Source organism: Thioalkalivibrio sp. XN8, assembly GCF_011058255.1.
In the GTDB taxonomy this organism is placed as follows: Bacteria; Pseudomonadota; Gammaproteobacteria; order Steroidobacterales; family XN24; genus XN24.
This window is the reverse complement of sequence record NZ_JAALFH010000065.1, coordinates 101,799-127,890: the sequence shown is the minus strand read 5'-3', so window position 1 is coordinate 127,890 and position 26,092 is coordinate 101,799. Positions and strand designations below refer to the sequence as shown.

Sequence of the window (26,092 nt, the reverse complement as noted above, 5' to 3'; positions counted from 1 at the left end):
GCTGGTGCGGGCTCAGTCCTGCGCCAGGCGCCGGATTTCCTGCAGCGCAACAGAGAGAGTAGCAAAATCTATCTGCGCTGCGTCACGCATCTCGGTCAGAATCTGGCCGAAGTGCGCCGTGCGCTCGGCGGCGCCCTCCATCCAGGCCGCTACGGCGGCCTCTGCGTCCTGGCCGGAGGCCCCGCAGCGGATGATGTTGGCGCACAGCGTGCGGTGCAGGGAGAAGAGGTTGTCGCGCAGGCTGCCGCGCGCCTTGGACTGCCACAGGCCCTCGACGCGCAGGTTCTCGACCTGGTCGGCGACCCAGTCCAGCTGGAGGCCGTCGCCGACGCGGCAGTACACGTCCGCTGCGTGCCGCACGCCCACGCCGCAGTTCTCGGCCAGCGCGACGATGTCGAGCGCGGTGTGCAGGGGCGCGAGCGCCGCGATCCTGCGCGCCAGCGCAGCCGGCAGCCCTGTCTCCGAGTACAGCTGCACGGCGCCCTCGTAGCGCTCGAGGCGGCTGCCGCGCAGCACCTCGGGGAAGCAGTCCGCCAGCTCGCGGATGCCCGGGTTGAGGCGGGCCACGGCCGCGGCGATGTCCGGCAGCTCGTCGCGCCGGTCCAGCAGCCAGCGCGTGGCCTGCATCAGCAGGGCCTGGCTGGAGCGGAGCATGCCGTACTGGACCTTGGCTGCCACCTGGTTGTCGAGCGCCTCGATGGCCTCCCAGGTATTGCGGATCTCGAATACCTCGCGGGCGATGGTGAAGGCCCGGGCCACCGCGGCGATGTCGGCGCCGGTCTCGTCCTGCATGCGGAAGGCGAACACCGAGCCCATGCGGTTCACCAGGCTGTTGGTGATCATGGTGGCGATGATCTCGCGCGCCAGCGGATGTTCGCGCAGGTAGGTGTCGTAGCGTTTCTGCAGCGGCCCGGGGAAATACCGCCCGAGCTCCTTCGACAGGTACTCGTCCTCGGGCACGTTCGACTGGACCATCTCCGAGTACAGGGCCATCTTGGCGTAGCTCGTCACCACGGCGAGTTCCGGGCGCGTCAGGCCCTTGCCCGTCTTGCGGCGCTGCTCGATGCCTTCCTCGTCCGGCAGGAACTCGAGCGAACGGTTCAGGCCGGCGCGCTTCTCCAGCTGGCGGATGAACCAGGCGTGCTCGTTGATCCGCTCTGCCGCCGTGGCCTCGGCGATGGAGATCGCCTGGGTCTGCAGGTAGTTGTTCCGCAGCACCAGGCCGGCGACCTCCTCGGTCATGCCGGCGAGCAGTTTGGCCCGGCGGGCGGGCGTGAGCGCCCGGTGGCGGTTGGCGACGCTGATCAGGATCTTGATGTTGACCTCGTGGTCGGAGCAGTCGACGCCGCCGGAATTGTCGATGAAGTCGGTGTTGATCCGGCCGCCCTGGAGCGCGTACTCGACCCGGCCGAGCTGGGTGCAGCCGAGGTTGCCGCCTTCGCCCACCACCCGGCAACGGAGTTCGCCGCCGTTGATGCGGACGGCATCGTTGGCGCGGTCGCCGACCTCGGCGTGGGACTCCGTCGTGGCCTTGACGTAGGTGCCGATGCCGCCGTTCCACAACAGGTCGACCCGCATGCGCAGGATGGCCCGGATCAGTTCGTCGGGTGTCACGCCCGCCTGGTCGAGATCGAGCAGGGCGCGGGCTTCCGTGCTCAGCTGGATCAGCTTCTCCGAGCGCGACCAGACGCCCCCGCCGGCCGAGATGCAGGCCGGGTCATAGTCGCTCCAGCTCGACCGGGGCAGGCCGAAGAGGCGCTCGCGCTCGGCATAGGCCCGGGCCGGGTCGGGATCGGGATCGAGGAAGATGTGCTGGTGGTTGAAGGCGGCCACCAGGCGCATGCTTGGGGACAGCAGCATGCCGTTGCCGAAGACATCGCCGCTCATGTCGCCGATCCCGGCGGCGGTGAAAGCGTCGCTCTGGCAGTCGATGCCGACCTCGCGGAAATGGCGCTTCACGGCCTCCCAGCCGCCGCGCGCCGTGATCCCCATCTTCTTGTGGTCGTAGCCCATCGAGCCGCCGGAAGCGAAGGCGTCGCCCAGCCAGAAGCCGTGCTCCTCCGCCACGCCGTTGGCGAGGTCGGAGAAGGTGGCGGTGCCCTTGTCGGCCGCGACCACCAGGTAGCTGTCGTCGCCGTCGTGTCGGACCACGTCGCGGGGCGGCACCAGCATGCCGTCGGCGAGGTTGTCCGTAAGGTCCAGCAGGCCGTTGATGAAGGTCTTGTAGCAGCTCACGACTTCGCGCATCACCGTTTCGCGATCGCCCGCGGGCAGCCGCTTGGGCACGAAGCCGCCCTTGGCGCCGACCGGCACGATGAGCACGTTCTTGACCGCCTGGGCTTTCATCAGGCCGAGGATCTCGGTGCGGAAGTCCTCGCGCCGGTCCGACCAGCGCAGGCCGCCGCGGGCCACCAGCCCGCCGCGCAGGTGCACGCCCTCCACCCGGGGCGAGTAGACGAAAATCTCGAACATCGGCCGCGGCAGGGGCAGGTCGGGGATGCGCCGCGGATCGAATTTCAGCGCCAGGTAGGGCTTCGGGCGGCCGTGCTCCTCGAACTGGAAGTAGTTGGTGCGCAGGGTGGCGGTGATCAATGCCCGGAACGCGTTCAGCATGCGGTCGGCGTCGAGGCTCGCGACCTCGTCCAGCGCATGGCCGATGGCCTGGTTGACCGTCAGGGCGACCCGCTCGCGGCGCTTCTCCGGCAGCTCCGGGTTGTTGTAGCCCTCGAAGAGCTCGACCAGCATCTGGGCCACCAGGGCGTGTTCCGCCAGGACCTGCTCCATGTAGGCCTGGGAATAGGGCAGGCCGGTCTGCAGCAGGTAGCGGCACAGGGCGCGCAGCAGCGCCGCCTGGCGCCAGCTCAGGCCGGCCTTAAGGATCAGGCGGTTGAAACCGTCGTTCTCGACCCGCTGCAGCCACACCTGCTCGAAAGCTTCCTGGAACAGGTCCTTGACCTTGCCGGGGCTGATGGCCGCCCCGTCGGCCGTCCGCATCTCGAAGTCCTGGATCCAGACGCCCGCTTTCTCCTCTTCGCCGCGCAACCGGTAGGGCCGCTCGCTGATGACCTTCAGGCCCATGTTCTCGAGCATCGGCAGCACGTCCGACAGCGGCAGCGGTGCGCCGACGCGGAACAGCTTGAAGCGGACCTGGTCGGCGGCGAAGCCATCGGGACGATACAGGCTCATCTGCAGCCGGCGCGGCGCGGCCTTGGTCGCCTCCAGCCGCTCGATGTCGAAGGTGGCCTCCCGCGGCTTCACGTCCTCGACGTAGGCCGCCGGGAAGACCTCCGCATATTCCTGCAGCAGCGCCAGGCCTTCCTCTTCGCCGAAGCGCTCCACCAGCTCGTCGCGCAGGTGGTCGCCCCAGGTGCGCACCGATTCGGCGATGCGTCGCTCGACGGCCCCGACCTGGACCCTGGGCACCGTCCCCTGCGGCGTGCGGACGATGAAGTGCACCCGGGCGAGCTTGGATTCCGACATCTCCACCGAGGACTCGATGCCGACGCCGTTGAAGGCCTCCAGCAGGATGTCCTGGATGCGCTCGCGGACCTGCGTGTTGTAGCGGTCGCGCGGCACGAACACCAGGCAGGAGAAAAAGCGGCGGAAGGCGTCGCGGCGGACGAACAGCTTGGTGCGCTGGCGCTCCTGCAGGGAGTAGATGCCGGTACTGATGCGGATCAGTTCCTCGAGCGAGCTCTGGAACAGTTCGTCGCGCGGGTAGGTGTCGAGGATGTGCACCAGCGCCTTGCCGCCATGGCTGTCCGGCCGCAGGCCGGAGTTGGCGAGCACCCGCCGCAGCTTGTCCCGCAGCAACGGGATCTCGCGCGGGTTGCGGCTGTAGGCCGCCGAGGTCCACAGGCCCAGGAAGCGGCGCTCGCCGGTGACGTGGCCGCCGGCGTCGAAGCACTTCACGCTGACATAGTCGAGGTAACTGTTGCGATGGACCGTCGCGCGCGAGTTGGCCTTGGTGATGACCAGCAGGTCCCTGGAGCGGGCCTGGCGGCGAATCTCGCGGCCGACCAGGGTGGTGCACTCGCCGTCGTCTTTCGGCGGCGGGCGGCGCAGGATGCCGAGGGCCGTGTGCGGGAGCGGGCGCAGCTGGTCCGCCTCCTCGCCCTGGACCAGCTCGTACTCACGGTAGCCGAGGAAGGTGAAGTGGTCGTCCGCCATCCATTCGAGCAGCTCCCGGCTCTCCCGCACGATATCCCGGTCCAGCGGTGGCGGATCGGTCTCGAGTTCGGCGCAGATCTCGCGCGCCCGGGCGCGCATCGCGCCCCAGTCCAGGCAGGCCGCGCGCACGTCGCCGAGGGCGCGCTCCAGCTCGGCGCTGATCTCCGCCAGCACGTCCGGTGCCGTGACGCGATCGATCTCCAGGTGCATGAAGGACTCGAGTCGCGCTGCCGGGCCCGCGTGGTCCGGCGGCGGCACTTCGAGCAGGCGGCCGTGGTCGTCGCGCCGGACCTGCAGCACGGGGTGGACCGTAAGATGGATGTAACTCCCGTGGCGGTTGAGCACCATGCTGGTGGAGTCGACCAGGAAGGGCATGTCGTCGTTCACGACCTGGACGATGGTGTGCGGCGACGTCCAGCCGTCGCGGTCCGCAGTGGGGTTGCAGACCCGGATGCGGGGCCTGCCGGGCTCGCGGCGCTGGCCGAGCCGGAGGTGGGCCAGAGCGGCGCCGGCCAGGTCCTCGACCGCCCGGTCCTTCAGGTCGTCGAGGGCGGTGTTGCGGTAGTACTGCCCGATGTAGGCCTCGAGATCGAGGTCGAATTCCTTGCCGCCCGCTGCCGCAGCACACTCCGCCACCCTGGCCAGGAAGCGAACTCGGGCGTCGGCGGTGCGTGGGTGCATGCGGGCAATCCGTCAGTCGTGGCGTTGCAGGTCCTTGATGACCGCCGCGAGGAAGCGGCAGGCCTCGCCGCCGGTGACGCAGCGGTGGTCGAAGGTCAGCGACAGCGGGATCCGCCGGTGCGTCTCGATGCCGCCCATCACCGGCACGACGTCGTGCCGCAAACCCCCGGCGCCGAGGATGGCGATGGTCGGCGGCACGATGACCGGCGTGGCGTAGCGGCCCGCCATCATGCCGAAATTGGACAGCGTGATGGTGAAGTCGCGCATGTCCTCCGGCTTCACGCTGCGGTCCCGCGTGGCCTGCTTGATGGCGTTGAGGCCGTCCCGCAGCTCGCGCGCCGACTTGCGGCCCACGTCGCGGATCACCGGCACGATGAGGCCCTCGGGCGTGTCCACCGCGATGGCCACGTCGACGCGCTCCTCGAGCTGGCGGCTCATGCTGCCGCCGTCGAAGAAGCCGTTCAGCGCCGGCTCGGCCTGGCAGCCCGCGGCGATGGACCGCAGCAGGCGGGCCGTGATGTCCTGGCCGGGCACCCAGTAGTGGATGTCGGCGTCGTCGAACAGGGTGCACTGGGAGACATGGTCGCGCGAGGCGCTCATGCTCTGCGCCATGGCCCGGCGCGGCCCGCGCAGCGGCTCCGGCTGTCCCGGCGGCAGCTGCAGGCGCGGCGTATGGCGGGCGCTCGCGGTCGCCCGGCTGCCGGCCGCGGCGCGCACGTCGTCGGCCACGATCCGGCCATGACGACCCGTCGCCCGGCAGTCCTCGAGGGCCACGTCGAGTTCCTTCGCGAGCGCGCGCACGGCGGGCGCGGCCTTGATCTTGCCGGCCTTGCGCCGGCGGCTCCGCCCGGCGATGTCGGCGTCCTGCAGCACCTCGTCGCTGCTCATCATCTTGCCGACGACCGTGCCGGAGTCTTCGCGCGCGCCTTCTTCGGCCGCGGCTTCGGCCGCGGCCCCGGACGCGGCGCCTGCCGCCCCGCCCGCGGTGTCGATATCCACCAGCGGCGAATGCGTCGGCAGGATCGTGCCGTCCGGCGCGTGGATCCTGCTGATGCGCCCGGCATAGGGCGCCGGCACCTCGACCACGGCCTTGGCCGTCTCCACCGACAGCATCGGCTGGTCGACTTCGACCATGTCGCCCTCGGCCACCAGCCAGTTGACGATCTCGGCCTCCGGCAGTCCCTCGCCGAGGTCGGGCAGGTTGAAGGTCTTGACGGTCATTCGGCTAGTCCTCGAAGGTCTTCTTCACGCCGTCGATGATGCGCGCGACGCTGGGCAGGTACTCGTACTCGAGCCGGAACAGGGGCATCACCGTATCGTAGCCGGTCACGCGCACGATCGGCGCCTTCAGGTCCCAGATGCCCTTTTCCGCAACGCCGGCCGCCACCTCGGCGCCGACCCCGCAACTCCGCGCCGCTTCGTGCACGATCACCAGCCGGCCGGTCTTCTCCACCGACTCGAGGATGGTGTCCAGGTCCAGCGGGCTGATGGTGGCGAGATCGATCACCTCGGCGTCGATGCCTTCCTTCTGCAGTTCCTCGGCCGCCTTCAAGGTCTCGAAGGTCATGGCGCCCCAGGTCACGATGGTGACGTCGTCGCCCTCGCGCAGGATGTAGCAGGTGTCGAGCGGCAGGGCCTCGCCGTTGTCCTCCACTTCCTGCTTCTGCAGCCGGTAGATGCGCTTCGGCTCGAGAAACACCACCGGGTCCGGGTCGCGAATGGCGGCGAGCAGCAGGCCGTAGGCGCGCCGGGGCGAGGAGGGGATGACGACGCGCACGCCGGGCATGTGGGCGAAGAGCGCTTCCGTGCTCTCGGAGTGGTGCTCGGGGGCGTGGATGCCGCCGCCGAAGGGCGCGCGCAGCACCATCGGCACCTGCAGGCGCCCGCGGGTGCGGTTCCTGAGCCGGCCGGCATGATTGATCATCTGGTCGACGGTCGGGTAGATGAACCCCATGAACTGGATTTCCGCGACCGGCTTCATGCCCTGCGCGGCCATGCCGATGGACATGCCGGCGATCATCGATTCCGCCAGCGGAGTATCCATGACGCGGTCCGGCCCGAAGCGCTGCTGCAGGCCGGCGGTGGCGCGGAACACGCCCCCATTCACGCCGACGTCCTCGCCCAGCACGATGACGCTGTCGTCCTGCTCCATCTCCCAGGCCAGCGCCATGGTGACCGCCTCGATCAGGGTGATGCGCGGCATCAGTGGTGCCCCCCCGAGTTGCGGAAGCGGACCGCGGTCTCGCGCTGCTCCTCCATGGCCTCGGGCAGCCGGGCGAACATGGTGTCGAACATCGACTGCACCGGCTGCACCTCGGTGTCGAGGTAGGCGGCCACCGCCGCGTCGACCTGCTGCGCGCAGTCGGCCTTGAGCGCCTCCTCGTCGGCCTCGCTCCAGGCGCCGGTGTCCATCAGGTACTTGCGGATGCGGATCATCGGCTCGATCTGCCAGGCGTCCTCCACCTCGCTCTTGTCGCGGTAACGGCTGGCGTCGTCGGCGGTGGTGTGATCGGACAGCCGGTAGGTGACGGCCTCGATCAGCGTCGGGCCTTCGCCCGCGCGCGCCCGCTCCAGCGCCTCCTCCATGGTCTGGCGCACGGCAATGACGTCGTTGCCATCGACCTGGATGCCCGGCATGCCCGCTGCGATGGCCTTCTGGGCCAGCGTGCGCGACGCGGTCTGCAGCGCCAGCGGCACGCTGATCGCCCACTTGTTGTTCACCACCACGAACACCACCGGCAGGTCGCGCACCGCCGCCAGGTTCAGCGCCTCGTAGAAATCGCCCTGCGAGGTGCCGCCGTCACCGATCACGCTGACCGCGCAACGCGGCTCGTTGCGCAGCTTGAAGGCCAGCGCGGCGCCGGCCGCGTGCAGGTACTGGGTGGCGATGGGCACGCACCAGGGGAAATCATGGCGCGGGCCGGCGAAATCATTGCCGCGCTCGTCACCGCCCCAGTAGAGCAGCACCTCCTCCATCCGCACGCCGCGCCAGAACTGGGCGCCGTACTCGCGGTACATCGGCGCAAAGCAGTCTTCCGGCCGCATGGCGGCGCCGACGCCCACGTGCGCCGCCTCGTGGCCCAGGCTCGACGCGTACGTGCCGAGCTTGCCGGTGCGCTGCAGGTTGACGGCCTTGGTGTCGAAACTGCGGGTCAGCGCCATGAGGCGGTATAGCCGCAGCAACTGTTCCGGGTCCTTGGCGAATTCAGGCAGCTCGGCCACGAGCTTGCCCGCGGGATCCAGCACCTGGCGGTACGGGATCCGGAATTCGGCGATGGTCTTCACCAGGTGATCCTCCTGATATTCTGGTCGCGGGCCGGACGGCCGCGCCCTAAATAGCGGCGCATTATACACTGCCGCTGCGGCCGCCTACGGGCGTGTCCCCACCAGTCGATGCTGCGCCGCCGCAGCGGGAGAAACGAATGGCGAAGAGGGAAATGGAGGCCGGGATTCACCGCGACCTGCGCGACCGGCTGACCTACTCGGGCTACCTCGGGCTCGACCAGGTGCTGGCCGCGCAGCATCCCCTGTCGGAGCCGCCGCACCACGACGAAATGCTGTTCATCGTGCAGCACCAGGTCACCGAGCTGTGGCTGAAACTGATCATCCACGAACTCGAGGCCGCCATCGCCTCGATCCGGGCCGACCAGCTCGAGCCCTGCTTCAAGGTGCTGGCGCGCGTGAAACAGGTGCAGCAGCAGATGTTTCACCAGTGGGGCGTGCTGGAGACGCTCACGCCCGCGGAGTACGCCCGCTTCCGCCACGTCTTCGGCCAGGCCTCGGGCTTCCAGTCGGTGCAGTTCCGGCTGCTCGAGTTCCTGCTCGGCAACAAGGAGTCGAGCTACCTGGCGGTATTCGCCCACGACGAGGCGGCGACGGCGCGGCTGCGCGCGGCCCTGGAGGCGCCCTCGATCTATGACGAGTTCCTGCGCCTGCTCGCCCGGCGGGGAATGCCGGTGCCGGCGGAGCGGGTCGAGCGTGACTGGGTCCAGGGCTGCGAGTCGCACCCCGGCGTCGTGGCGGTGTTCAAGACCATCTACGAGGATCCCCGCGGACACTGGGACGCCTACGACATGTGCGAGAAGCTGGTGGACCTGGAGACCAACTTCCAGCTGTGGCGGTTCCGCCACCTGAAAACCGTGGAGCGCATCATCGGCTTCAAGCGCGGCACCGGCGGCTCCTCGGGCGTCAAGTTCCTGCGCGAGGCTATCGACATCCGCCTGTTCCCCGAGCTGATCGACGTCCGCACCGAGATCGAGTAGCCGGACGGCGGCGCTCAGTCGATCACCGGCGCGGCGAGCTCGCCGGCGCGCCGTTCGAGCCGGCCCAGCAGCACGTCCAGCGCGCGGCGCTCGCGGGCGCCCAGTGCGGCCAGCAGTTCCGCCTCGTAGCGGCGCAGCGCCGGCGTGACCCGCTGGTAGATCCGACGGCCCTCGGCCGTGAGTTCGAGGATGCTGCGGCGCCGGTCGCCGGCCGCGGTGCGGCGGGACAGCCGGCCCGTCTGCGCCAGGCGGCGGACGGCCCGGCTCACTGCGACCTTGTCCATCGCCGTGCGCTCCGCCACCTCCGCGGCGGAGGCGCCGGGGGCGACGGCGAGCACCGCGATCACGCGCCACTCCGGGATGGAGAGCCCGTAGCGGCGGGAATAGGCCTGGGCGATCGCCGCGCTCAGGCGGTTGGACAGGACCGACAGCCGGTAGGGCAGGAACTCGTCGAGGATCAGGGGCTGGTCGTTCATGATGCATTGCAGCTTGTTGGCCGGCGCTGCCCCGGACTATAATAGTTTCAGTTGTAACTATTCAACCCGCCCTCCAGTTGCTTGTTCCGGAGAAAGACATGACCGAAGTTCAGGACAATCCCCTGGGCATCGACGGCTTCGAATTCGTCGAATTCGCAGCGCCCGACGCAGCGTTGCTGCACAGCCTGTTCCGCCACATGGGCTTCACCGCCATCGGCCGCCACCGCCAGCGCAAGGTCACGCTGTACCGCCAGGGAGACGTCAATTTCCTGGTCAACGAGGAGCCCGACAGCTTCGCCGCCGACTTCGCCCGGGCCCACGGGCCGAGCGCCTGCGGTTTCGCCATCCGCGTGGCGGACGCCGCACAGGCGCGCGCCTGCGCCATCGACCGCGGCGCCGCCGCGATCACCAACAAGCCGGGTACCCTGGCGGTCCGCGCCCCCGTGATCGAGGGCATCGGCGGCGCGGCGCTGTACCTGGTCGACCGCTACGGCGACCACGGCTCGAGCTACGATCCCGACTTCGAGTACTTCGACGGCGTCGACCGTCATCCCGCCGGCTTTGGCCTGACCTTCATCGACCACCTGACCCACAACGTCTACCAGGGCAACATGGACAAGTGGGCCGGCTTCTACGAGCGGATCTTCAATTTCCGCGAGATCAGGTATTTCGACATCAAGGGGCGGCAGACCGGCCTGGTCTCGCGCGCCATGACGGCTCCCGACGGCATGGTGCGGATCCCGATCAACGAGGCCACCGACGACAAGTCGCAGATCGCCGAATACCTCGAGCAGTACAACGGCGAGGGCATCCAGCACATCGCGCTCTTTACCGACGACATTTATGGCTCGGTCGAGGCGCTGCGGGGCGAGGGCATCGAGTTCCTCGACGTGCCCGACACCTATTACGAGATGGTGGAGGGCCGGGTCCCGGAGCACGGCGAGGACCTCGAGCGCATGTGCCGGAACCGCATCCTCATCGATGCCGACCGGGAGAGCGGCAAGCGCCTGCTGCTGCAGATCTTCACCCAGACCAATATCGGCCCGATCTTCTTCGAGATCATCCAGCGCAAGGGCAACGAGGGCTTCGGCGAGGGCAACTTCCAGGCCCTGTTCGAGTCCATCGAGCGGGACCAGATGCGGCGGGGCGTGATCTGAGGCACGGAGCGCACAGATGAAGAAGTGGATTTCGTTCCCGCGCGTCGAGGGGACCGCCTCGCGGCAGGCGCATGCGGACCTGCCGCCCGGCACTTACGAGCGCGAGCTGGGCAAGGAGGGCTTCTTCGGGCCCGCCACCCACATGTACCACCGGCGGCCGCCGACCGGCTGGACGCGTTTCGAGGGCCCGCTGCAGCCGCGGGCTTTCGATACCACCCGGCTGGGGGTCGCCGCCGACTCGCCCTGGCAGGCCTCGCTGCTGCTGCATAACGCCGCCGTGAAGTTCCGGCACTGGCGGCTGGAGCGCAGCATGCCCGCGCTGGCCCGCAACTCGGATGGCGACGAGCTGCTGTTCCTGCACCAGGGCGACGCCGTCCTGTTCTGCGACTACGGCCGGCTGGAACTGGTCGAGGGCGATTACCTGCTGCTGCCGCGCGGCACCATGTGGCGCCTGGAACTCGAGCAGCCGGTCGAGGCCCTGCTGATCGAGGCCACCAACGACAGCTTCCGGCTGCCCGACAAGGGCATGCTCGGGCCGCATGCCATTTTCGACGAGGCCATGCTCGACACCCCGGCCATCGACGAGGCGTTCCGCGCCCAGCAGGACGAGCGCGAGTGGCGGGTCGAGGTGAAGCGCCGCGACCAGGTCTCCGTGATCACTTATCCCTACAGCCCGCTGGACGCTGTCGGCTGGAAGGGCGACCTGGCGCCGGTGCGCATCAACTGGCGCGCCATCCGGCCGCTGATGTCGCACCGGTACCACTTGCCGCCCTCGGTGCACACCACTTTCATCGCCGGCCGCTTCGTGGTCTGCACCTTCGTGCCGCGCCCCTTCGAGAGTGATCCAGGCGCCCTGAAGGTGCCTTTTTTCCACAACAACGACGACTTCGACGAGGTCATCTTCTACCATGCCGGCGAGTTCTTCTCGCGCGACAACATTCATCCCGGGATGGTCACCATGCATCCCTGCGGCTTCACCCACGGGCCGCACCCGAAAGCACTGAAGAACATGTTGGAGCAGAAGGCGCCCGGCACCAACGAAGTGGCGGTGATGCTCGACACGCGCGATGCCCTGGAAGTCGCCGCGGCGGCGAGCGACGTCGAGTGGGACGGCTACGTCGACAGCTGGCAGGGAGGCGGCGCATGAAGCTGGCCACGCTGAAGCAGGGCGGGCGCGACGGCACCCTGGTGGTCGCCAGCCGCGACCTGGCGCGCGCCGTCCCGGCGGCCGCGGTCGCGCCGACGCTGCAGGCGGCCCTGGACGACTGGCAGCGCTGTCGCCCGCTGCTCGAAGGCCTGGCCGCGGAGCTGGAGCGCGGCGCGGCGCAGGACGCTTTCGACCTGGCCGTCGGCGACCTGGCGGCGCCCCTGCCGCGGGCCTACCAGTTTCTCGACGGCAGCGCCTACCTGGCGCACGTGGAACGCGTGCGCCGCGCCCGCGGCGCCGAGATGCCGCCGAGCTTCCTGACCGACCCGCTGATGTACCAGGCGGTCTCCGACGGATTCCTGCCGCCGGTGGGCGCGATCCCGGTGCCCAGCGAGGACTACGGCATCGACTTCGAGTCCGAGGTCTGCGTGGTCACCTCCGACGTCCCGATGGGCGTCAGCGCTGCCGAGGCCGCCGACTACGTGCAGCTGGTCTGCCTGGTCAACGACGTCTCGCTGCGCAACCTGATCCCGGCCGAGCTGGCCAAGGGCTTCGGCTTCCTGCAGAGCAAGCCGCGCTCCGCCCTGTCGCCGGTGATGGTGACGCCGGCAGAGCTGGGCGAGGCCTGGCGCGACGGCAAGGTCCACCTGCCGCTCGTCACCACCCTCGACGGGGAGCAGTTCGGCGCACCGGAAGCCGGCGTGGACATGCAGTTCTCCTTCTTCGAGCTCATCGCTCATGCCGCGCGGACCCGCCCGCTGGCCGCCGGCACCATCGTCGGCTCCGGCACGGTGGCGAACCAGGACGAATCGCTCGGCGCTTCCTGCATGGCGGAAAAGCGCATGCTGGAGATCATCCGCGACGGCAAGCCCTCGACCCCCTTCCTGTCTTTCGGCGCGCGGGTGCGGGTCGAGATGTTCGATCGCGCGGGGCACTCCATTTTCGGCGCCATCGAGCATGTCTACGAACGCTACCAGCGCTGAGCCGGTCCGGCTGTACGGCTACTGGCGCAGCACGGCGGCCTGGCGCGTCCGCCTCGCGCTCGGCCTGAAAGGCCTCGCGTGGCAGTACTGCCCGGTGCACCTGCTCCGCGACGGCGGCGAGCAGCGCCAGCCGGAGTTCCTCCGCCTCAACCCCCAGGGACTGGTGCCGGCGCTGGCCATCGACGGGCGGGTGCTCACGCAGTCGCTCGCCATCATCGAGTACCTGGAGGAGACCCGGCCGCAGCCGGCGCTGCTGCCCCGCGATCCGGCCGGCCGGGCGCGGGTGCGCAGCCTCGCCCAGCTGGTCGCCAGCGACTTGCATCCTCTCAACAACCTGCGGGTGCTGCAGTACCTCGGCGGCCCGCTGCAGCTCGGCGAGGAGCAGCGCAATGCCTGGTATCGCCACTGGGTGGCGACCGGCCTGGCGGCGCTGGAGGCCCGGCTGGCCGGCGAGCCGGACACGGGGCGGTTCTGCCACGGCAATGCGCCGGGGCTGGCCGACTGCTGCCTGGTGCCGCAGCTCTACAACGCCCGGCGCTACGACTGCCGGCTCGACGACTTTCCGACCCTGCTGCGCATCGAGTCCGCCTGCCTGGCGCTGGACGCCTTCGCGGCGTCGAGCCCCGAGCGCCAGCCCGACGCCGGGCCGGCCCGCTGACTGCGTTCGATCCGGATGCCGCCGCCGCCGGGCGGACTAGAATAGGGGCAGGCACACCGGGAAGAGAGAACCATGAGCCGCTTCAGCCTGAACAAGTTCCCTGACGGACCGGGCGTCTACGCGCTCTACGAGCACGGCCGGGCACTGGCCGTGGGCGCCGCCCCCAACCTGAGGCAGCTGGCGGAAGAGCACCTGTTCGCCGCCGATGGCCCCAGCGCGGATCTGCAGGAGTTCGTCCCCCATCCCGAGCGCGTCACCGAGATCTCCTGGTGGCAGCACCCCGCCTTCGCGGACGAGGGCCAGCGCCAGGCAGCCCGCTGGGTTGCTATCGAGGTGCTGTCGCCCCACGTCCGGCCGCGCTTCAGCCTCTCGAAAGTGGGCGAGGCCGCGTTGCAGGACCCCGAGTTCGTGAAGTCGATGAACCAGCTGTTCCACGGGCCGCCGGCGGCCAGCTTCGTGCCGCAGACGCTCGACGCGCTGGCCCGGAGCGTCTACGAGCTCAAGGAGAAGGTCGCCGAGCTGGAACGGCGGCTCGCCACCAAGGACTGAACGGCGCCGCCCCGCGGCCTCAGGCCTGGGCGCTGGGACGCGCCGAGACGGTGGCGTGCCAGCGCAGGAAGTCGGGGATGCCTTCGGGCACGGTCAGCTTCAGCGCCCGGGCAAAGTCCGCGATGCACAGCAGCGTGATGTCGGCCAGCGAGAACGTCGGGCCGGCCACGAACTCGGAGTCGCGCAGCCGGGCGTCGATCACGGTGAAGAACTCTCCCAGCCGTGCCCGGCCGCGCTCCACCAGCGCCGGGATCGCCGCGACCCCGCTGCGCCCCGGCACGGCACGGTCCGCATAGGGCGGGTAACTGTTGCGGAAGGCGTCCACCAGCGGCTGGCCGCCGTCGAACTCGATCCGCCGGTTCCAGCACTCGATCAGCGCGATGTCCAGGGGCGTGGTGCCCAGCAGCGGCGGGTCGGGCTGCAGCGCTTCGAAGTAGCGGCAGATGGCGGTCGACTCGTCGATGACCGTGCCGTCGTCGAGTTGCAGCGTCGGCAGGACGCCGCGCGGGTTGACGGCGAGAAAGCCGGGTTCCAGGTTCTCCCCGGCGCGGATGTTGATTTCCACCCTGGGCACCTCGATGCCTTTTTCCGCGAGAAAGATGCGCACCCGGCGCGGATTGGGTGCGACGCGCATGTCGTACAGCTTCACGGACGGTCTCCTTCGCCTGGCTCGCGGCCAAGCATAGCGCACCCGCTCACTCGGGCTGCAGGCCCAGGTACCGGCTGCGGTTCACATCGAGCATGTTGTCCTGCCAGCCGGTGACGCGGGGGCTCACCAGGTTGCGCGACACGTGGTGATACAGCGGAATGAGCGCCTGTTCGCGCACCGCGATGGCCTCGGCCGCCCGCAGCCGCTCCGCCCGTGCCGCGGGATCCGTCGCCCGCGCGGCGGCGGCCGTCAGCCGGTCGTATTCCGGGTCGGAGTAGCCGCCGAGGTTGTTCGGGCCGCTGTCGGTTTCGAGCAGCAGCGTGAAAGTCTGGGCATCGTCGTAGACCGCCAGCCAGCTGGCCAGGCCGAGATCGAAGTCACCTTGCTGGAGCGCCGCGTAGTGGATCGCCGTTTCGGCGCGCTGCAGCTCGACGCCGACGCCGATGGCCCGCCACATCGACTGCAGGGCGATGGCCACGCGGCGCTCGTTCTCGGATTGCGGGTAGCGGAGCCGGAGCTCCAGCGCCTGTCCCGGGCCGAAGCCCGCCTCCTGCATGAGCTCGCGGGCGCGGGCCCGGCGTTGTGCCATGGGCTGGTCGCGCCAGTCGGCCTGCGCCGGTTCCGGGTAAGCGGCCGTGCCGGGCGGGACCAGGCTCCAGGCCGGGCGCTCGCCGCTGCCGAGCACCTTGTCGGTGATCGTCCGCCGGTCGATCGCCAGGGCCAGCGCCCGGCGCACGCGGGCGTCCTGCAGCGCCGCCTGCTGGTGGTTCACGGCGAGGAAGGACAGGCCCAGGTACGGCGCCGTATGCACGGCCCGGGGCATTTCCTCGCGCAGCCAGGCCGTGCGGCTGGCCGGGAAGTCGCGCAGGACATCGAGCTCGCCGGCGCGAAAGCGCAGCAGCGCGGCGTCCCGGTCCTCCAGCCCGGCATAGCGCACGCCGTCCAGGCGGACGGCCGCGGCGTCCCAGAAGCGCGGATTCTTTGCCAGCCGGACGTGATCGTTGGGGACCCGCGCAGCGAGGCGGAAGGCGCCGTTGGCGGGCATCAGCCCCGGCCTGGTCCAGTCTTCGCCGTGGGCTTCGACGGCGTGGCGCGGCACCGGGAAAGCCGCGAAATGCATCAGCAGCCCGAGAAAATACGGCGTCGGGCGCGCCAGGCGGATCTCGAGCCGGTCCGGCGCCGGGGCGGTCACGCCGAGGGCCGCAGGCGGCAGCTCGCCGGCCGTCACCGCGCGGCCGTTCTCGATCACCCAGAAGAACTGGGCGTAGGGCGAGGTGGTCCGGCCGGACATCATGCGGCGGAAGGCGTAGACGAAGTCGTCGGCCGTCACCGGCTCGCCGTCGGACCAGTCGTGCGCGCGGAGCCGGAAGACGTAGCGGAGGCCGTCCGCGGAAACGGTCCAGGACTCGGCCGCGCCCGGGACGACCGAGCCGTCGGGCCCTTCGGTGGTGAGGCCGATGAGCATGTCGCCGACGATCCGGTTCTCCCAGACGCCGGTGATGCGATGAGGGTCGAGCGAGGCGGGGTGGCCGGGATTGGCGACGCGCAGGATGTCGGCGGCGATCGCCGTGGCGGGGCTGCCGGCCAGCAGCAGGACGAGCGGGATCAGGCTCCGGGGCATCAACGCCTCCCTTCGATCGGTTCAGGGCCTAGAATAACGGCCTGGGCCAAATCCGGCAGGAAGGAGCGGCGCGTGGACATCGGAGACCTGAGAAGCGAGTACAGCGGGGAGCCGTTCCGGCGCCGTGATCTCGACCCCGACCCGGTCCGGCAGTTCGCGCACTGGTTCGACCAGGCGCGCGAGGTCCGGCAGCCCGAGGTCAACGCCGGCACCCTGGCGACGGCCGGCATCGACGGGCGCCCGAGCGCGCGCACGGTGCTGCTGAAGTATTTCGATACCGACGGCTTCGTATTCTTCACCAACACCCAGAGCCGCAAGGCCAGGGAGATCGAGGAAAACAGCGCCGTGGCGCTGCTGTTCTTCTGGCAGACCCTGGAGCGCCAGGTCGGCATCCGGGGCCGGGCGGAAAAGATCAGCACCACCGAGGCGCTGCGCTACTTCGCGCGGCGGCCGCGCGGCAGCCAGCTCGGCGCCTGGGTCTCGGAGCAGAGCAGCGTCATTACCAACCGCTCCGTGCTGGAGATGAAGCTGGACGAGATGAAGCGGAAGTTCTCCTCCGGCGACGTCCCGCTGCCGTCCTTCTGGGGCGGCTACCGGATCCGCCCCGACGAGATCGAGTTCTGGCAGGGGCGGCCGTCGCGCCTGCACGACCGCCTGCGCTACCGGCGCATCGACGAGGCCTGGGTCGTCGAGCGCCTGGCGCCCTGAGCCGGGCCGCTACGCCGGCGCCGCAAAGCGGGCCGGGTCGATTTCGATCCAGGTGGCCCGGGCCCGCGCGCAGACCGTGCCGTCCGCCGTCCAGATCGCGGTGCCGGACTCGTGCTTGCGGCCCTCGCGCCCCAGCTGCCAGCCGCCCACGATGTGCGGCCGGCCGGCCAGCACCGGGCACTCCAGCGACGCGGTGAGGCGCCCGAGGACCAACGGGCGGTCCAGCTCCGCCAGCCAGGCCCAGGCGCCCGGACAGTCCAGCGCGGCCCAGACGAACTCGGGCCGGACCCGGCCGTCAGCGTCCGCCAGTTCCAGGCCCGGCTTCCACGGCGCAGCCACCATGCCCGCCTCCCCGGTGTCGCCGGCGAAAATCCGGAGGCCGTCGCCCGGCGCCCGGCCGGTGCCGCAGACGAAGCAGCTCGGGAAGGCGTGCGCCTCGAGCCCGTGATAGCGGGCGGCGGCCTCGGCGGCGACGGCAAGGCCGGGACATGGCGGCGGTTCGAGCGACAGCTGCGCGCGGCGCCCCTCGGCGATGGTGGCTTCCCCGTCCAGCAGCGCGACGCCCTCCGGCGTGCGGACGAGCTGCAACTCGGTGTCGAGCGGCGGCGGCCGGCGCAATGTGACGGCGACGATGCCGGGCAGCGCCGCCGCAACCAGGCCGCAGGTGTAGCCCCCGTTGCCGGATTCCGGCGGGCCGCAAAAACGACGCGCGATGCTGACCTGCCGTGGCTGGGTCCCGGCCGGGTTCAAGACCCGTCTCCCGGCAGCACCGCGTCGAGGCGGGCACGCAGGCGGGCCACTTCCGTCTCGAGCGCGGCGAGACGCGCTTCCAGGCCGGTCTCGCCGCGGTCGGGCGCTCGCACGGCTGGCTCTTCCCGGGGCGGTTCCGTCGCCCCGGTGAACAGTTGCTGCCAGCGATGCTCACGCTTGCCGGGCTGGCGGGGCAGCGAGGCGACCAGCGGCTCCTCGCGCGCCGCCAGGTGTTCCAGCGCGGTCTCGACCTCCGCAACGTCGCGCAGGGGCGCCAGGCGCGCGCCGCGGGTGCGCAGCTCGCCGGGCGTCTGCGGGCCGCGCAGCAGCAGCTCGCACACGATGGCGACCTCGGCGGGGCTGAGCTGCAGTTGGCCGAAATGGGAGTTGCAGAAACGCTGCCGGTAACGCGTGACCCGGCCGCCCATGCCGCCGCTGCGATCTGTTACCAGGTGTTTTTTCATCAGGCCGTCCACCACGTCCTGGACGGTGGCGGCGTCGAGTTCCAGCACGGGATCGCGATTGCTCTTCTGGTTGCAGGCGGCGAGAAGGGCATTCAGCGTCAGGGGGTACTGGTCCGGGGTGGTGATCTCCTTTTCGATCAGGCACCCGATGACTCGCGCTTCCAGCGGCGTAAGCTCTGTTCTCACGATTCGGCTCCAAGGTCTGTGGCGGTCGGCGCCGGGTACCGGCGGCGCCATTCCCAGCGGTGGCCGGCAGCCCGGCACGTTAGAATACACGGTCCGTTCCGCTACATCCGTGTGCCGTCCCGATGCTCCTTCGCTTCGACCAGCTCTCGCTCCGCTTCGGCGACCAGGTGATCCTGGCCGGCGCCGATTTCGTGATCGAGCCAGGCGAGCGAGTCTGCCTGATCGGGCGCAACGGCGCCGGCAAGACTTCCCTGCTGAAGCTGGTTTCGGGCGCCCTGCAGCCTGACGAGGGCGAGATCCTGGCGCGCTCGGACCTGCGCGTCAGCCGCCTGGAGCAGGCCCTGCCGGACGAGCTCCACCTGACGGTCCGCGAAGCGGTGACGGCGGGACTGGCCACGGTGCGCGCGCTGGTGGAGGAATACCAGCGCCTGGCGGCGGCCGAACTCGACCCCCACGGCCTGCAGGCTTTGGAAACCCTGCATCGGCGCATCGACGCCATCGACGGCTGGCACCTGGAGCGGCGCGTGGACACGGTGCTCAGCGACCTGCAGCTGCCGGGCGAGCAGCGGCTCGGCGAGCTGTCCGGCGGCTGGCGCCGGCGGGTGTCGCTGGCCCGGGCCCTGGTCAGCAACCCAGAGCTGCTGCTGCTCGACGAGCCCACCAATCATCTCGACCTCTCGTCGATCCAGTGGCTGGAGCAGCGCATCGCCAGCTGGCCCGGCGCCGTGCTGTTCATCACCCACGATCGCGCTTTCCTGCAGCGCCTCGCCACCCGCATCGTCGAGATCGACCGGGGCAAGCTGGTGAGCTGGCCGGGAGACTACCGCCAGTACCTGCGGCGCAAGGCCGAGGCGATCGAGGAGGAGGACCGGCGCAACAGCGAGTTCGACAAGAAGCTGGCCGAGGAGGAGGCCTGGATCCGCCAGGGCATCAAGGCCCGGCGCACCCGCAACGAGGGCCGGGTCCGCGCGCTCGAGTCCATGCGGGAGGTGGCGGGGCAGCGCATCCGGCGGCCCGGCACGGCCCGCATCAGCATCGGCGAGGCCGAGCTCTCGGGCCGCAAGGTCGTCCAGGCGAAGAACCTGTGTTTCGGCTTCGGCCCGACGCCCATCATCGAGGGCCTGGACCTGAAGATCATGCGCGGCGAGCGCATCGGCCTGGTCGGCAACAACGGCGTCGGCAAGAGCACACTGCTGCGGCTCCTGCTGGGCGAGCTGGAGCCGCAGGCGGGGACGGTGAAACACGGCACCAACCTCGAGCTGGCCTGGTTCGACCAGATGCGCGGCGTGCTGGACCCGGCCAGGAGCGTGGCCGAGAACGTCGGCGACGGCCGCGATTACGTGACCATCAACGGCAAGTCCCAGCACGTCGTCGGCTACCTGCGCGGCTTCCTGTTCACCGCCAAGCGCGCGCTGACGCCGGTCGCCTCGCTCTCCGGCGGCGAGCGCAACCGCGTGGTGCTGGCGAAACTGTTCACCCGGCCCAGCAACCTGCTGGTGCTGGACGAGCCCACCAACGATCTCGACGTGGAGACGCTGGAGGTGCTGGAGGACCGTCTGGCGCAGTACCGCGGCACCCTGATCGTGGTCAGCCACGACCGCGAGTTCCTCGACAACGTGGTGGACAAGATCCTGGTGTTCGAGCCGGGCGGGCGGATCGTAGAGTATGCGGGCGGGTACAGCGACTGGCTGCGCCGCGGGCGCGAGCTGGCGCAGATGGATGCGCCGAAGGCGGCCCGGGCCGCCGGCGACGCGCCGCCCGCTGCCGCGAGAATGGAGCCGCGGGCGCGCAAGCTGAGCTACAAGGACCAGCGCGAACTCGACGGCCTGCCGGACCGCATCGAGACGCTGGAGGCGGAGATCGCCGCCCTCGAAGCGGCGCTGGCGGCGCCGGACTTCTATGCCCAGGCCTGGGAGCGGACCCAGCCGGTGCTCGACCGGCTGGCCGAGCGCCAGGCGGAACACGACCGGCTGGCCGAGCGCTGGCTGGAACTGGAGGCGCTCCAGGAGCAGCTGGCCGGCGGGCAGGCGCAGCAGGCTCAGTAGTGCGGCGGCGTCTCGTCTTCTGAGGCGTAGTCGCGCGGCCGCTGCTCGAGGGCCTCGAGCCGGTCGGCCAGGCGCGCGAGCCGGGACTGCAAGCGGTCGATGACCTGTTGCTGCGCGTACATCACGTCGCTGAGTTCCTGGTTGCTGCGCTCCAGGTAGGCGAGCTTGAGTTCGATGTCCTCGAGGCGCGCGGCGTGGCGGTCGCTGTCCTGCATGGGCTGAAGCTCCGGCAAAGTGGCCGCCAGCGTACCGCAGCCGCAAAAAGAAAGGGGCCGGCAGACCGACCCCTTTCGCTCGCGGTGTGCGGTCCCCATGCAGCACACCTGGATACCTTGTCGCGGACTGTTCCGCGGTGCGCCAGAGGCCGCTTCGCGGCTTTCCTCGGCGCGGTTCCGGGCGCATGGCCGTGCACCGTTGCCGCGGACGAGCCGGCGCTGGGCGCCCCAGGTCTTCCATGCGCGACGGGTTCGACTGGAACCTTGCTGCCGGCGCCTTGCCGGGCTGCGCACTGCCTTCGGGCTCGTCCGTGTGCAGCCTCAAGATAGGTCCTGCCGGCGCCCTTGTCGCTAGGGAGTTTCCGCAGGTCCGGGCCGCGTGCGGCAGCGCTATTGCGCCAGCCGCGCCCGCACGATTGCCAGCAGCGCCTGCACCAGTTCCGGGCGGTCCGTATCGATGTGCCCGCCCGCGGTCCAGAGCAGCTCCTTGGGCTGGCCGGCGGCCTCATAGAGAGCCTGCACTTTGTGTTCGGGCAGCAGCTCGTCGTCGCGCGCGCCGATGACGACTACCGGCCGCGGCGCAATGCGCGCCACCCACTCCTCGGTCTCGAAGGAGCTGCCGTAGACCAGCAGGTGCACCAGCGTCGCGCTCACGCTTCCCAGCCACGCAGGCTCGATGCGCCGGCGGAGGTTGTGCTCGATCCAGCCGCGGTTGTTGGCGCCGCCATGGATCAGCCAGACGCGGCGGAATCGCGGGTCCAGCCCCCCGGCGACCGCCGCGAACGGCACCCCGAAGCTGACCCCGACGAGCTCCGCGCGGCCGGTGTCCGCCCACGCCGTGTCGGCCAGCCAGTCGAGCACCAGGGACGCGGCCGGCGGCGTGTCGAGCAGCGCCCGCTGCACGTCCTCGAGGCTGCCCAGGAAGCTTGCGACCGACCGGACCGGGTTGGGCCCGCGATAGGGGTAATCGAGCGCCACCATCACCGCGTCGCCCGGGTCACCCAGGACCCGGACGGCATCGCGGCCGGTGCGGTGCCCGCCCAGCAGCACGAGCACCGGCAGCGGCCCTGGCGCCGTTGCCGGCCGCAACACGCGGATATCCACCGCCAGGCCGGAATCGGCGCGCAGCGTGTAACCCTGGCTGAGGTACCCGCCGGGATGCATTTCCGCCGGCTCGCTCACGGCCGAGACCAGGGTGCCGCGGCGCTCCACGAAGGCCTCGTGGCGGGGACGCGAGAGGTCGGCGACCCACCACGCGCCACCCGCGGCAAGCAGTGCTGTTGCGACCAGGGCCAGGACCAGGATGCGCTTCGCCATGCCGCGATTATGGCATCAGGCGCCGCGCCGGCCGATTGCGCCCCGGCGACCTGTCTTTTTGGTGCCGGAGGGTCCAAGCTTGGGATGAGCCCTCTACACCGGAGGTGTGCCGTGAGACTCCCCATCCCGGATCGCAGGACCGCCGGTCGCGCGCTGGCCGCGCTGCTGGTGGACGAATACCAGGGTCGCGACGTCATCGTGCTGGGCCTGCCGCGGGGCGGCGTGCCGGTCGCCGCCGAGATCGCCCGGGCGCTCGAGGCGCCGCTGGACGTGCTCAACATTCGCAAGCTGGGCGTGCCGTTCAATCCCGAGCTGGCCATGGGTGCGATCGCCAGCGGCGGCATCCGCGTGCTGAACCCCGACGTGCTGCGCCGCGCGGCGATCGGGCGTGACGCGCTGGAGGAAGTGGTGTCGATGGCAACCAGGGAACTGGAGCGCCGCGAGCGGCTGTATCGCGGTGACCGCGCCCGCCCCTCCCTGGCGCACCGCACCGTGGTGCTGGTCGATGACGGTGTCGCCACGGGCGCCAGCATGGAAGCGGCCATCGAAGCGGTCCGGCAGCTGGGCCCGGAGCGAGTGGTGGCTGCGATAGCCGTCGCGCCGCCGGAAGTCGTCGAGCGGCTCGAGGCTGCCGCCGACGAGGTCGTCTGCCTGGCGACCCCGGAGCCCTTCTTCGCCGTCGGCGCCTGGTACCAGGACTTCGGCGAGGTCTCGGACGAGGAGGTCCGCCGCCAGCTGCGCGGGGTGGCCGAGCCGGCCTGACCGCGGCGGTCAGGTCCTGCCGCCTGCTGCCGATATAATCCCCGGGGCCGGGCGCCCCGGGGATGAATCCCCGTGTGCCCGCCAAACGAACCAAAATGGACGCGCCCGTGTCTCATTCCCGCAGGGCGAGGCGCGCAGCAAGAGGTGAGACTGGATGACTGAGGCGACGATGTTCCGTTCCCGAGGGCGCCTGGCGGCGCGACTGGCGGCCCTGGCCGCGGCCCTGGTGCTGGCGGCTTGCGGCGGCGGCGGTGGCGGCGGCAGCAGCAGCACGCCGGTACTCCAGCTTGTTGCGGACGGCAGTAGCAGCAACACCGGCGTCGTCGGCCAGCCGGTCGGGCAGGTCCCCGGTGTCAGAGTCGTCGACGGCAACGGCGCGGGCGCGGCCGGCGTCAGCGTCAGTTTCCAGCCGGAGCAGGCCGGCGCCTCGGTGTCGCCCGCCACGGTGACCACCGGCGCGGACGGCCGGGCACGCCCGAATTCCTGGGTGCTGGGCACGCAGGCCGGCCAGTATTCGCTCGTCGCCACCGCGCAGGGCGCCTCCGGGGAGGTGCGTTTCACCGCCACCGCGGCGGCAGGTCCCGCCGCGGCGCTCGCTCCGGCGAGCGTGCAGCAGCAGGCCGGCGACGCCGGCCTGCCGGTGACCCAGCCGCCCGCCGTGCTGGTCACCGACAGCTTCGACAACCCGGTGGCAGGGGCTACGGTCGAGTTCTCGGTCGTGCAGGGCGGCGGCTCCGTCACCGGCGGCTTCGCCACCAGCGGTGCCAACGGCATCGCCCAGCTGGACGCCTGGACCCTCGGCGACCAGGAGGGCCTGAACGAGGTCCGCGCCAGCCTGGCCGGGGTCGGGACCGTGAGCTTCTCGGCCGAGGCGCTCCCGGCGCTCGAGCTGTCGATCGAGAGCGTGCAGCTCAACCAGGCCAGCCAGACGGAAGCGGGCGATATTCCTGCGGTGGCCGGCCGGGAAGGCCTGTTGCGGGTCATCGTGACCGCCTCGCGGACCAACACGCTGACACCCGATGTCCGCGTGCGGCTGTTCCGGGACGGCACGCAGCTGTGGGAGCGGACCTTGCCGGCCCGCACGGGCAGCGTGCCCCTGGAGCCCTTCCTGTCGGCGCAGAACTTCACCTGGAACATCGAGCTGACGCCCGACGAGGTCCAGCCGGGCCTGGCCGTGGAGGCCCTGGTCGACCCGGACGGCGAGCTCAACCTGGCCTCGCGCGAGAACACCCGCTTCCCCCGCGATTCGGGCCAGGCGCCCATCGCGGTCGAGGCACTGGCGCCGCTGCGGGTCCTGTTCATCCCGGTGCAGGCGACCCGCCACAGCGCGACCGGGCAGATCTTCCCGGACAACATCGACGATTTCCTGGCCAACACGCGGTTGTGGCTGCCGGTGAACACCATCGAGCGGGAGTTGCGCGACACGCCTTTCGTCACCGACCGTGACCTGAGCGACATCGACGACATCGAGGGACTGCTGAGCGACCTGCAGGCCGTTCGCACCGCGGAGAACGCCGGCGACCGCTACTATCACGGCATCGTGCCGGACGTGCCGGGCATCCCCGTGGCCGGCATCGCCTACCGGCCGAATTCGCCGTCCAGCTCGTTCCGCACGGGCCTGTCCTACGACAACCTGCCGCGGGCCTCGGAAACCGTGGCCCACGAGCTGGCGCACAACCTCGGCCGCAGCCACAGTCCCTGCGGCGACGACATCACCGGCGTGGACGCGTCCTATCCCTATGCCGACGGCGGTGTCGGCGAGGCGGGCTACCACATCGACGACGATTCGCTGCGCGGCCCGTCCGGCTACTTCGATTACATGGGTTACTGTCGCCCGCGCTGGACCAGCGATTACACCTATCGCGGCATCCTCGAATGGCGCCGCAACGATCCGCTCGCCGTCGGCGGCGACGGCGGGGAGACCCTGGCGGACCGCGGCACGGAGACCGCCGGCCTGCTGGTGTGGGGGCGGATCGACAGCCAGGGCGTCGAGCTGAATCCCGCTTTCCAGCTGGAGGCGCGGCCGGTGCTGCCGGCAGCCGGCGGCCCGAACCGGCTCCGCGGCGTAACAGCAGACGGCGAGGCGCTGTTCGACCTGTCCTTCGACGGCGATGCCGTGCCCCACGCGGCCGACCCGGCCGAGCGCCAGTTCGCCTGGTTCGTGCCCCTGTCGCCCGCGCAGGCGGCGACCCTGGACCGCATCGAGCTGATCACGCCGCAGGGCGTGGCGCTGCAAGGCGCGCGCGGGGGGCTGCCGGCAGGCGAGCCCGGCCTGGCGGCAGAAGCCCCGGGCAGCCGGGCCGGCGGCGAGCGCCTGCCGGGCGGCGGCCTGCGCCTGAGCTGGGACGTGGCGAGCAGCCCGGTGGCGCTGGTGCGCGATCGCCGCTCCGGCCAGGTCGTGGGCATCGGGCGCAGCGGCGAGCTGCGCTTCGATGCCGCCACGGCGGCCGCTATCGAGCCGGAGCTGGTGCTGTCCGACGGTCTGCGTACGCGGCTCCAGGTTTTCGAGGAGGTCCGATGAGACGCGGGGCCCGGAGGCTGGGCGCAGGCCTGGCCGCGGTGCTGGCGATGGTTGCCTGCGCCCCGCAGCCGACGCCCGACGGTCCGGGGCCGACGGTCCAGGTCGTCCACCAGGAGACGGTGCTCGTCGGTGGCTGGTTCAGCGATGCGGACGCGGCGCTGGAGGCGGTCTTGCCGGGGGCGGGAGCCGCCGCCGGCGGCCACGGGGAGCCCGCCCAGTACCGGTTGCGCGGCCTGGACGACAATGGCCAGCCGCTCTTCGAGCTGGGGTTCGGCGAGGCGTCGCTCGCGGCCGTCCCGGGCCAGCCGCTGCGACGTTTCCTGCTCCCGGTCTCTGCCGGCAGCGCCGGTGCCGCCGGCCTGGCGGCCCTGGAACTCGATGGCGGCGACGGCCTGATGGTCACGCGCGCGGCGACCATCTCGAAGGCGGACCTGCTCGCGGCGCTGACCGGTGGCGAGGCGGTCCGGATCGCCGCCATGCCGGGTGAGCGCGTCAGGGTCCGCTGGGATGTCGGCCCGATCGTCGTGCTGCGGTTGCGCGACCCGGCGACGGGTTCGGTGCTGGCCCTCGACCGCGACGGCGAAGTGATCGTGGCGGCGCCCGGGGGCAAGCTCGAGGTCGCGATTTCCGATGGCGTCCGCAGCGCGGCCGGGTTGTTCGAGCTGCCCTGAACCCGCCCTCGCGCTCCTGGCATCCGGGGGCTTTTGACCGCGCTCCCTGCCTCCGCTATGTTCAGCGGCTCGGCGGGAACCCTTTCTCGCCGCGTTGCAA

The 26,092-nt window shown here is 70.7% G+C and carries 22 protein-coding genes; 11 read left to right on the top strand and 11 right to left on the bottom strand.

Annotated features, from left to right (window positions below):
* Positions 1–12: 12 nt before the first annotated feature.
* From G6N75_RS10725 to pdhA, 4 genes are read right to left on the bottom strand one after another with little or no spacing between them, the layout of a single operon-like run.
* A complete protein-coding gene (locus tag G6N75_RS10725) occupies positions 13–4,851 on the bottom strand; it encodes an NAD-glutamate dehydrogenase (protein ID WP_165348354.1) in 4,839 nt (1,612 codons plus the stop codon).
* A gap of 12 nt (positions 4,852–4,863) precedes the next feature.
* Positions 4,864–6,072 carry a dihydrolipoamide acetyltransferase family protein gene (locus G6N75_RS10720; RefSeq protein ID WP_165348353.1) on the bottom strand — a complete coding sequence of 403 codons (1,209 nt, stop codon included), beginning with the start codon at positions 6,070–6,072 and terminating at the stop codon, positions 4,864–4,866.
* Between the two features lie 4 nt (positions 6,073–6,076).
* Positions 6,077–7,054, bottom strand: coding sequence for an alpha-ketoacid dehydrogenase subunit beta (locus G6N75_RS10715; RefSeq protein WP_165348352.1), 978 nt, complete (start codon positions 7,052–7,054; stop codon positions 6,077–6,079).
* Complete coding sequence (gene pdhA, locus G6N75_RS10710) at positions 7,054–8,136, bottom strand: pyruvate dehydrogenase (acetyl-transferring) E1 component subunit alpha (RefSeq protein WP_165348351.1); 1,083 nt, start codon at positions 8,134–8,136, stop codon at positions 7,054–7,056. Before pdhA ends, G6N75_RS10715 begins: the two co-directional genes overlap by 1 nt.
* Positions 8,137–8,273: 137 nt before the next feature.
* On the opposite strand from pdhA, the gene G6N75_RS10705 reads away from it, so the two are divergent.
* On the top strand, positions 8,274–9,113 hold the full coding sequence (locus G6N75_RS10705; RefSeq protein WP_165348350.1) for a tryptophan 2,3-dioxygenase family protein: 840 nt from the start codon (positions 8,274–8,276) through the stop codon (positions 9,111–9,113).
* 14 nt (positions 9,114–9,127) lie between these two features.
* Here the strand turns inward: G6N75_RS10705 and G6N75_RS10700 are convergent, their stop codons facing one another.
* A complete protein-coding gene (locus G6N75_RS10700; protein WP_165348349.1) occupies positions 9,128–9,589 on the bottom strand; it encodes a MarR family transcriptional regulator in 462 nt (153 codons plus the stop codon).
* Between the two features lie 98 nt (positions 9,590–9,687).
* Between G6N75_RS10700 and hppD the strand changes: the two genes are divergently transcribed.
* From hppD to G6N75_RS10675, 5 genes are all read left to right on the top strand, one after another.
* Complete coding sequence (gene hppD / locus G6N75_RS10695; RefSeq protein WP_165348348.1) at positions 9,688–10,746, top strand: 4-hydroxyphenylpyruvate dioxygenase; 1,059 nt, start codon at positions 9,688–9,690, stop codon at positions 10,744–10,746.
* A gap of 16 nt (positions 10,747–10,762) precedes the next feature.
* Complete coding sequence (locus G6N75_RS10690) at positions 10,763–11,893, top strand: homogentisate 1,2-dioxygenase (RefSeq protein ID WP_165348347.1); 1,131 nt, start codon at positions 10,763–10,765, stop codon at positions 11,891–11,893.
* Positions 11,890–12,876, top strand: a complete 987-nt coding sequence (locus G6N75_RS10685) for a fumarylacetoacetate hydrolase family protein (RefSeq protein WP_165348346.1) — start codon at positions 11,890–11,892, stop codon at positions 12,874–12,876. The genes G6N75_RS10690 and G6N75_RS10685 overlap by 4 nt, the downstream gene beginning before the upstream one ends.
* Positions 12,851–13,534 (top strand): maleylacetoacetate isomerase, encoded by a 684-nt coding sequence (gene maiA, locus G6N75_RS10680; protein ID WP_165348345.1) that lies wholly within the window; start codon positions 12,851–12,853, stop codon positions 13,532–13,534. The genes G6N75_RS10685 and maiA overlap by 26 nt, the downstream gene beginning before the upstream one ends.
* Positions 13,535–13,606: 72 nt before the next feature.
* Positions 13,607–14,083 carry a hypothetical protein gene (locus G6N75_RS10675; protein WP_165348344.1) on the top strand — a complete coding sequence of 159 codons (477 nt, stop codon included), beginning with the start codon at positions 13,607–13,609 and terminating at the stop codon, positions 14,081–14,083.
* A gap of 19 nt (positions 14,084–14,102) precedes the next feature.
* Here the strand turns inward: G6N75_RS10675 and G6N75_RS10670 are convergent, their stop codons facing one another.
* Positions 14,103–14,732, bottom strand: a complete 630-nt coding sequence (locus G6N75_RS10670; protein ID WP_165348343.1) for a glutathione S-transferase family protein — start codon at positions 14,730–14,732, stop codon at positions 14,103–14,105.
* A gap of 46 nt (positions 14,733–14,778) precedes the next feature.
* On the bottom strand, positions 14,779–16,353 hold the full coding sequence (locus tag G6N75_RS10665; RefSeq protein ID WP_165348342.1) for a peptide ABC transporter substrate-binding protein: 1,575 nt from the start codon (positions 16,351–16,353) through the stop codon (positions 14,779–14,781).
* 72 nt (positions 16,354–16,425) lie between these two features.
* Here G6N75_RS10665 and pdxH point away from each other — a divergent pair, with 72 nt between their 5' ends.
* Complete coding sequence (pdxH, locus tag G6N75_RS10660; RefSeq protein WP_165348341.1) at positions 16,426–17,061, top strand: pyridoxamine 5'-phosphate oxidase; 636 nt, start codon at positions 16,426–16,428, stop codon at positions 17,059–17,061.
* Positions 17,062–17,070: 9 nt separating this feature from the next.
* Here the strand turns inward: pdxH and G6N75_RS10655 are convergent, their stop codons facing one another.
* Positions 17,071–17,811: a hypothetical protein gene (locus G6N75_RS10655; RefSeq protein WP_165348340.1), complete on the bottom strand. Its 741-nt coding sequence runs from the start codon at positions 17,809–17,811 to the stop codon at positions 17,071–17,073.
* Positions 17,808–18,461, bottom strand: coding sequence for a DUF480 domain-containing protein (locus tag G6N75_RS10650; protein ID WP_346765523.1), 654 nt, complete (start codon positions 18,459–18,461; stop codon positions 17,808–17,810). Before G6N75_RS10650 ends, G6N75_RS10655 begins: the two co-directional genes overlap by 4 nt.
* Before the next feature lie 122 nt (positions 18,462–18,583).
* Here G6N75_RS10650 and G6N75_RS10645 point away from each other — a divergent pair, with 122 nt between their 5' ends.
* Entirely contained in the window at positions 18,584–20,506 is a 1,923-nt protein-coding gene (locus G6N75_RS10645; protein WP_165348339.1) for an ATP-binding cassette domain-containing protein, read from the top strand.
* On the opposite strand, the gene G6N75_RS10640 is transcribed toward G6N75_RS10645, so the two are convergent.
* Positions 20,500–20,721: a SlyX family protein gene (locus G6N75_RS10640; RefSeq protein ID WP_165348338.1), complete on the bottom strand. Its 222-nt coding sequence runs from the start codon at positions 20,719–20,721 to the stop codon at positions 20,500–20,502. The genes G6N75_RS10645 and G6N75_RS10640 overlap by 7 nt on opposite strands.
* Positions 20,722–21,111: 390 nt before the next feature.
* Positions 21,112–22,038, bottom strand: coding sequence for a hypothetical protein (locus G6N75_RS10635; protein WP_165348337.1), 927 nt, complete (start codon positions 22,036–22,038; stop codon positions 21,112–21,114).
* 111 nt (positions 22,039–22,149) lie between these two features.
* On the opposite strand from G6N75_RS10635, the gene G6N75_RS10630 reads away from it, so the two are divergent.
* From G6N75_RS10630 to G6N75_RS10620, 3 genes are all read left to right on the top strand, one after another.
* Positions 22,150–22,800: a phosphoribosyltransferase gene (locus G6N75_RS10630; RefSeq protein ID WP_346765522.1), complete on the top strand. Its 651-nt coding sequence runs from the start codon at positions 22,150–22,152 to the stop codon at positions 22,798–22,800.
* A 154-nt stretch (positions 22,801–22,954) separates the two neighbouring features.
* Positions 22,955–25,321: a hypothetical protein gene (locus G6N75_RS10625; RefSeq protein ID WP_165348335.1), complete on the top strand. Its 2,367-nt coding sequence runs from the start codon at positions 22,955–22,957 to the stop codon at positions 25,319–25,321.
* Positions 25,318–25,992, top strand: coding sequence for a hypothetical protein (locus G6N75_RS10620; RefSeq protein ID WP_165348334.1), 675 nt, complete (start codon positions 25,318–25,320; stop codon positions 25,990–25,992). The genes G6N75_RS10625 and G6N75_RS10620 overlap by 4 nt, the downstream gene beginning before the upstream one ends.
* Positions 25,993–26,092 lie beyond the last annotated feature (100 nt).